Source organism: Nocardiopsis sp. TNDT3 (assembly GCF_003427465.1).
Lineage (GTDB): Bacteria > Actinomycetota > Actinomycetes > Streptosporangiales > Streptosporangiaceae > Nocardiopsis > Nocardiopsis dassonvillei.
In genome coordinates, this window is the sequence record NZ_QPFC01000277.1 from 1 (window position 1) to 6,721 (window position 6,721).

Genomic DNA, 6,721 nt, shown 5'->3' on the forward strand with positions numbered 1-6,721 from the left:
GGCCGGGGCACCTCGGGTGCCCCGGCCCCCTCGCCGTCCGCCGGGCGGACCGCCTACGCGGACCCCGCGCTACCGGCTACTCGTCGTCCTCGTCCTCGTCGCGGCGGCGCTTCTTCTTGCCGTCCCGGCCGGGGCGCAGCAGCGCCTCGGCCAGGGCGAGCACCGTCTCCTCCAGGGAGGCGAACCGCTTGGTGATGTCGTCGTGCGAGTTCTCGACCGCTTCGGTGACGGTCTCCTCCAGCTCGTGCCGGTCCGGGCGCTGCTTCAGCTCGCGCAGCACCGGCGCCACGGCCGAGGTGACGTGCTCGTCGATCTCGTCCAGCTTGCCGGTGTGGTCCAGCTGCGGCCGCTCCACCAGCTCGGTCAGGCGGCGGTGCAGCTCGCTGACCTCCATGGTCTGCGGCAGCTGGTTGAGCCGCTGGTTGAGCGCCTCCAGCCGGTCGTCGAGGGCCTCCATACGGCCGTCCACGCCCTCGAAGTGCCCGCTGACGCCCTCGAACTGGCCCTCGACACCGTTGACCCGGCCGTCCAGGCCGTCCAGGCGGCCGTTGACGCCGTCCATGCGGCCGTCGATGCGGTCGAGCTTGCCCTCGACCCCCTCGAAGCTTCCCTCGAAGTGTCCCTCGAAGGTGTCGAAGCGGTCGGTGAGGCGGCCCAGCTCGTGGTCCACCTTGCCGGTGATCTGCGCCAGGTGGGTGTCGACCTTGCCGGTCAGGGCCTCGCGCTGGCGCTCCAGACGCTCGTCCAGCGCCGTCCGGTGCGCCTCCACCCGCTCGGTGAGCGACTCGGTCAGCGTCCGCGAACGCTCCTCGGACTCGGTGGCGAGCCGGTCGCTGTTCTCCTGGACGAACGTCCGCAGCTCGGCGAAGTCGGAGGTGACGCGCTCGGCGTCCTCGGCGATCCGGGCGCCCAGGGCGTCGGTGCGCTCGGTCACCGCCTCGCGCAGGCGCTCGGAGGCGGCCTCGGCCTGCTCCCGGGTCTCGGTGCGGCCCAGCTCCATCTGCTCGTTGAGCTCGGCCAGGCGCTGGCGCAGGTGGGTGCGCAGCTCGGTGAGCGACGACTCGTGGTCCTCGCGGAGCTTGGCGAGCGCGCCGGTGACGTCGGCGACCGCGGCGGTCGTCTCGGCGTTGTTCTCCTCGGCCTGGGTGCTGAGGTAGCCGACGCTCTCGGCCAGCTTGGCGGCGAGGGATTCGTGGCGCTCGGCGGAGGAGGTGGACAGGGCGCCCAGCTCCTCGGTCAGGGCGGCGGTGCGCTCGCCCAGCTCGCCGGTGTTCTCCTGAAGGCGCGACAGCAGCGTCTCGTGCTGCTCGGCGGTGCGCTCCTCCATCGAGGTGCGCAGACGCTCGGTGCGCTCCTCCACGAGCGTGCGCAGCTCGCCGTTGGCCTGCTCCGCCCTGGCGGCGGCCTCCTCGGCCTTGGCCTCGACGGTCTCGCCCAGCCGGGCGTCGGCCGCAGCCAGGGCCTCGCGGCTCTCGCTCACGACGGCGGTGAGGCTCTCGCGGCTCTCGTTGACGACGGCGGTGAGGCTCTCGCGGCTCGCGGCCACGGCCTCTGCCAGCTCGGTGCGGCCCTCGGCCAGGGCCTCGGAGATCTCGGTCCGCCCGCCGGCGAGCGCCTCGGCCAGTTCGGTGCGGCTCTCGCCGACCGCGGCGGTGAGGGCCTCGTGGCGGCTCTCCGCCGACTCCGAGAGCGCGGACAGCGACGCCTGCACGGCCTCGGTCCTGGCGGTCAGGGAGGCCAGCGCGGTGTCGAGCGCGTCCAGGCGGGCGCCGAAGGTCTCGCTCAGCCCGTCCAGGCGGGCGCCGAGGGTCTCTCCGAGTCCGTTCAGACGGGTGTCGAGGCTCTCGTCCAGCCCCGTCAGGCGCTCGCCCAGCTCGTTGACCTGCTCGGAGGTGCGGTTGCCCGTCTCCGCCATCCGCTGGAGGCGGGTGAGCGCGGTGTCCAGGTGACCGGCGATGCGGTGGGTGTCCGCGCGCAGGGGGGGCAGGTCCGAGAGGGGCTTGACCTGCTGGGCGACGACCTCGATGTGCTCGGCGAGGGTCTCCGCCCACTCCGGCGGCCGGGCGAGGAACTCGTCGACGCGGCCGTTGACCGTGGCGACCGACTCGGTGAGGGCGGTGAGCTCGCGCTCGCGCAGCTCGCGGAGCAGCCACTCCATGCCCTCCAGGCGCTGGCGCATCTCCTCGCTGACGGCGCCCTGCGACTTCTGCTCGGAGACGTGCTCCTGGGCGGCCTGGGAGAGCAGGTCACGCATGCGGTCGGAGATCCCCGCCTGACCTCCTCCGTTGAGGAAGTTGTGATTGGTCTGTTCCACCGAGGTGCTCCTTATTTTTCTGGCGCTCCCGTACCCGTCCGGGGGAGTGGACGGTGGGTTCCGGACGGCTCGGGTTCTCGATGGTCCCCGGGTGGGCGGTGTTTTTGCACCAGTACGGCCTCATCGTGACTGGAGTGTGACTGAGCGTATACACGCGAGGCAAGGCCTGTTCTTCTGCTGAACCGCGGGGGCGGGTCAACGATCACGGCCTTCCGGGTGAATCCATGAGAAGGGAAAGAATTCGCGCCGCCAGTTTAACGACACGCGCCGCTCCTCCCCCAGGGGACCGCCAAAGATCTGGGTGGGGAAGGTAACGATCTGGCCCGATGTCGTGATCCGCGGCCCCAGGGTGCACTCCAGCCACCTCGTCCACGGTTGTCCACAGGTGGGAACGTGTCCTTGCGGGCCGGTCGCGGGGAGGGGGACACTCGAACACGGGGGCGGCGCACTCACCCGACGGCGACGCGTGGCGCCCCCGAATCCAGCCTAGGCCGACGCCTCCACCGCCCGCCAGCCCCCGTCGGGCCTGTGGACACCGGCACGCGCTCCTCGCGAACGGTCCCCCACCGGCGTCACCATCGACGCCGACGGTGACGCCGGTGGCAGGAGCACCGGTGAAGGCGGCCCCGTACGCGCACCGGTGGCGGAACCCGCCGCCCGCACCGGTCGGCCCGCACCGGTCGGCCCGCTAACCCCGCCGCGGGTCGCCCACCTCGCGGCACAGCAGGCAGAAGGGCCGCTCGCCGATCCGCGTGAGCACGACCGTCACCGACTCCGGGCCGGAGGCGCGCAGGTCCCGGCGCAGCTTCTCGGTGTCCACCGCCGAACCCCGCTTCTTGACGGTCACCGTCCCCGCCCCGAGGCCGCGCACCGCCGAGCGCAGCCGCTTCAGCGAGAACGGCAGCACTTCCACCACCTCCAGCACCCGCCACAGCGGCGAGAGCACAGCGCTGTCCGCGGTGAAGTACGCGATCCGCTCGTCCAGCAGGGCGCCGTCCACCCGCGCCGCCGCCTCCGCCACCAGGTGCGAGCGCACCACGGCCGGGTCCGGGTCGTACAGGTAGCGCCGGGCCGACGCCACCGGGGCCGGGCCCAGACCGGGGTCGGCGTCCAGGTGCGCCACCGCGCCCTCACGGGCGAGCAGCCCCTCGCGCTCGTGCAGCACCGTCGCCCGGCGCCGCGGCCCGTCGGCCAGCGCGCCGAACCACAGGGCGGTCTCCTTCAGCTCCCCGTCCACCGAGATCCACTCGGCCGCCGCGTCCCCGGGCAGCGCCTCGTGCGGGACGCCCGGCGCGGCCTTGAGGCAGGCCGCCTGCGCCCCCGAGGCCAGGTCCACGGCCGTGTCCCACGGCGGGGAGTAGGCCGAGGGGTCGAACACCCGGCCGCGCCCGCCCCGCCGGGCGGGGTCGCAGAACAGCAGCGGGTACCGGCCGGGCGCGGTCGCGGAGGCGTCGCCCTCGCGGACCCGGGCCAGCCCGGACAGGCCCAGGGCCCCGATGTTGGCGCGGGCCACCGCGACCGTGAGGGGGTCGGCGTCCACGCCCTCGACCGGAACGCCGCGCGCGGCCAGGGCCAGCAGGTCCGCGCCGACCCCGCAGCACAGGTCGCCCGCGGCGGCGCCGTCCAGGCCCCGCCCCGACGACCCGGCCGAGCCGATCGCCCCGGCCATGCGCTCCGCGCGGTAGTCGGCCACCACGCGCCGGGTGGACTGCTCCAGCCCGTTGGGCGTGAAGAACATCCGCCGCGCGAGTTCGCCGAACTTGGCCCGCCCGCGTTCGCGCAGGGAGACCTGGGTCAGGACGGCGTTTACCAGCTCGGATACGGGTAGACCGGGGTCGAGGGCCGCCACGCGCGGATCACCGCGCAGCAGTGAGGCCGCGGCGAGCTGGTCCCCGGCGGCGGCCTTCGGGTCCACCCCCGCCAGGACCTCCCGGCCCGCGTCGGTGAGCAGGGCCTCGAAGGCGGGCAGGCGCATGGGTTCCCCCCGGGCGTCGAAGGAGCGGTGTTCGGACGCGACCGGGCCCCGCCCCGGAGGGAGCCCCCGGGGAAGTCCCCTGACCGGGGGTCACGGTCACATTTCCATTCTGGCACTCTCGGGGGTAGAGTGCTAACCGCGACGAGGCCGGTCTGGCACCCGCGACGACAGGCCGCCGTGGTCGCCCCTTTTTCGCAGTCGGTCCGTGCACCAGTGCGGGCCGAGATCAGTACACCGAAACCTTGAAGGGGGAGGTCACACCGTGTCGACCGCCACCAAGACCGTGCTGAAGCCGCTCGAGGACCGCGTCGTGGTCCGGACGCTGGAGGCCGAGCAGACCACCGCTTCCGGTCTGGTCATCCCGGACACCGCCAAGGAGAAGCCCCAGGAGGGCGAGGTCCTGGCCGTGGGCCCGGGCCGCTGGGACGACGAGGGCGAGAACCGCATCCCGCTGGACGTGAAGGTCGGCGATGTCGTCCTGTACAGCAAGTACGGCGGCACCGAGGTCAAGTACGACGGCGAGGAGTACCTGGTGCTCTCCGCCCGCGACCTTCTCGCTGTCGTCGAGAAGTAGGTCTCCGCGGGGCCCGCTCCATCGGGCCCGGAGCCATCCGCATCCCGCACCGGTCGGCGCACAGCCGGGCGGGCGGGATGCTCTCTTTCGACCAGCCTGAAGAGGAAGCACCCACATGCCGAAGATCCTGGAGTTCGAGGACGACGCCCGTCGCGCCCTCGAACGGGGCGTCGACCGCCTCGCCAACGCCGTCAAGGTGACGCTCGGCCCGCGCGGTCGCAACGTCGTCATCGACAAGAAGTTCGGCGCCCCCACCATCACGAACGACGGCGTGACCGTCGCCCGTGAGGTCGAGCTGGACGACCCCTACGAGAACCTGGGCGCCCAGCTGGTCAAGGAGGTCGCCACCAAGACCAACGACGCGGCCGGTGACGGCACCACCACCGCGACCGTCCTGGCCCAGGCCCTCGTCCGCGAGGGTCTGCGCAGCGTGGCCGCCGGCGCCTCCCCGATGTCCCTGAAGAAGGGCATCGACGCCGCCGCCGCCAAGGTGTCGGAGATCCTCCTGGAGCGCGCCCGCCCCGTCGAGGAGCGCGCGGACATCGCCTACGTCGCCACCAACTCCGCCCAGGACGCCCAGATCGGCGACCTGATCGCCGAGGCGTTCGACAAGGTCGGCAAGGACGGCGTCATCACGGTGGAGGAGGCCCCGACCTTCGGTCTGGACCTGGACTTCACCGAGGGCCTCCAGTTCGACAAGGGCTACGTCTCGCCCTACTTCGTCACCGACGGCGACCGCCAGGAGGCGGTGCTGGAGGACGCGCTGATCCTGATCAACCAGGGCAAGATCAGCAGCCTCAACGACCTGCTGCCCGTGCTGGAGAAGGTCGTCCAGAGCAAGAAGCCCCTGCTCATCATCGCCGAGGACATCGACGGTGACGCCCTGGGCGCCCTGGTGCTCAACAAGATCCGCGGCACCCTCAACGTCGCCGCCGTCAAGGCGCCCGGCTTCGGCGAGCGCCGCAAGGCCATGCTCCAGGACATCGCGGTCCTCACCGGCGGCCAGGTCGTCGCCGAGGAGGTCGGCCTGACCCTGGAGAACGTGGACCTCGACGCGCTGGGCGGCGCCCGCCGCGTCACGATCACCAAGGACGCCACCACCATCGTGGACGGCGCCGGGGAGCAGTCCGAGGTCGAGGACCGCGTCCGCCAGATCCGCAAGGAGATCGAGGCGAGCGACTCCGACTGGGACCGCGAGAAGCTCCAGGAGCGCCTGGCCAAGCTCGCGGGCGGTGTCTCCGTCCTGCGCGTGGGCGCCGCCACCGAGGTGGAGCTCAAGGAGAAGAAGCACCGCCTGGAGGACGCCATCTCGGCGACCCGCGCGGCCATCGAGGAGGGCATCGTCGCCGGCGGCGGCGCCTCGCTGGTGCACGCTTCCAAGGCGCTGGACTCGGACGACCTCGGCCTGACGGGCGACGAGGCCACCGGTGTGGCGATCGTGCGCCGCGCCCTGGTCGAGCCCGCCCGGTGGATCGCGGAGAACGCGGGCGCCGAGGGCTACGTGGTCACCCACCGCGTGTCGGAGCTGGAGGTCGGCCACGGCTACAACGCCGCGACCGGCACCTACGGCGACCTGACCTCGCAGGGCATCCTCGACCCGGTCAAGGTGTCCCGCTCCGCCGTGCAGAACGCCGCCTCCATCGCGGGCATGCTGCTGACCACCGAGGTGCTGGTGGCGGACAAGCCCGAGGACGATGAGGACGACGGGCACGGCCACAGCCACTAGGCACGGCGACCGGGCCTTCCGTGGGCCGCGGGTCCCAGGGCCCTCGGGCCTTCCGGACCCGAGGAACCCCGGAGCACGGCCACGGCGGCCGGGGCGCGTCCGGCGGACACGGCCCGGCCGAGACGGGGGCGG

The 6,721-nt window shown here is 72.9% G+C and carries 4 protein-coding genes; 2 read left to right on the plus strand and 2 right to left on the minus strand.

Annotated features, from left to right (window positions below; all coding sequences use genetic code 11):
• Positions 1 to 76: 76 nt before the first annotated feature.
• The gene (locus tag DQW06_RS07520; protein WP_117198202.1) at positions 77 to 2,314 is read right to left on the minus strand and encodes a hypothetical protein; all 2,238 of its coding nucleotides are present in this window, start codon (positions 2,312 to 2,314) and stop codon (positions 77 to 79) included.
• Between the two features lie 688 nt (positions 2,315 to 3,002).
• On the minus strand, positions 3,003 to 4,289 hold the full coding sequence (locus DQW06_RS07525; RefSeq protein WP_013155031.1) for a class I SAM-dependent methyltransferase: 1,287 nt from the start codon (positions 4,287 to 4,289) through the stop codon (positions 3,003 to 3,005).
• Positions 4,290 to 4,551: 262 nt separating this feature from the next.
• Here DQW06_RS07525 and groES point away from each other — a divergent pair, with 262 nt between their 5' ends.
• Positions 4,552 to 4,863, plus strand: coding sequence for a co-chaperone GroES (gene groES, locus DQW06_RS07530; protein WP_013155030.1), 312 nt, complete (start codon positions 4,552 to 4,554; stop codon positions 4,861 to 4,863).
• A 115-nt stretch (positions 4,864 to 4,978) separates the two neighbouring features.
• On the plus strand, positions 4,979 to 6,589 hold the full coding sequence (groL, locus tag DQW06_RS07535; protein WP_013155029.1) for a chaperonin GroEL: 1,611 nt from the start codon (positions 4,979 to 4,981) through the stop codon (positions 6,587 to 6,589).
• Positions 6,590 to 6,721: the final 132 nt, after the last annotated feature.